The sequence below is a fragment of the Hwanghaeella sp. 1Z406 genome, from assembly GCF_048892425.1.
Lineage (GTDB): Bacteria > Pseudomonadota > Alphaproteobacteria > UBA8366 > Aestuariispiraceae > Pacificispira.
Window position 1 is genome coordinate 1 of record NZ_JBLZHU010000045.1, and the last position, 291, is coordinate 291.

Sequence of the window (291 nt, forward strand, 5' to 3'; positions counted from 1 at the left end):
GTCTTCTTGGGTCGCAGGTCTAGAGGCTTGTACTTCTTACCCTTGTAAAATTTCCTGAGGTTTTCTTTTTGAGTCTGGTTAATTACGGTGAGGACACGGGCAATGGATTTTCGGACGACTCGTATCTTGGAGAGTTTGGAAGCGGCTCCGCCAGTCACCTTGGCGACGCGAAGCTGGGACAGCTCCACCTTCAGATCGTCCAGTTGTTTTAGCAGCTCCTCCTTCTTCTTGCCGCGCAGGTCCCGAGCCTTAATCTTGGCCATAGCTGAGCCGCTCACCGCTGAAGCCCCC

At 53.6% G+C, this 291-nt stretch carries 1 protein-coding gene; it reads right to left on the reverse strand.

What is annotated here, in order from left to right; genetic code table 11:
* A partial coding sequence (gene rpmC / locus ACOSDR_RS20290) for a 50S ribosomal protein L29 (RefSeq protein WP_420732355.1) occupies positions 1-263 on the reverse strand: 263 nt, incomplete at its 3' end.
* Positions 264-291: the final 28 nt, after the last annotated feature.